Here is a 301-nt window from a genome sequence, read left to right on the forward strand (position 1 = left end):
TCCGAACGACCCGCTGCTGCAGGCCCTGCTCAACACCGACGAAGCGCAACTGACCCAACTGGCCGAGCAACTGTCGCCAGAAGTGAACGGCGGCGCCACTCAGGCTGCAACCACCAGCCAGAGCCTGGTCAGCAACGTCACCGGCAGCCGCACCAGCAGCCTGCGCGGCGCGTCGTCCGGCGAAGGCTTCAAGGAAGCCGGTGTCTGGGTCCAGAGCCTGTACAGCGACGCCTCGCAAGACCTGCGTGACGGTGTGGCCGGCTACAACGCCTACAGCCGCGGTATCGCGGTGGGCGCCGAC

Annotated in this window: 1 protein-coding gene; it reads left to right on the forward strand. The window is 67.8% G+C overall.

Annotation, left to right across the window (positions count from 1 at the left end; translation table 11 throughout):
- Positions 1–301 (forward strand): autotransporter outer membrane beta-barrel domain-containing protein (locus NTD82_RS26290; protein WP_262128455.1); only part of this gene is annotated, 301 nt, incomplete at both ends.

Source organism: Pseudomonas sp. 5P_5.1_Bac1, assembly GCF_025466015.1.
GTDB lineage: Bacteria > Pseudomonadota > Gammaproteobacteria > Pseudomonadales > Pseudomonadaceae > Aquipseudomonas.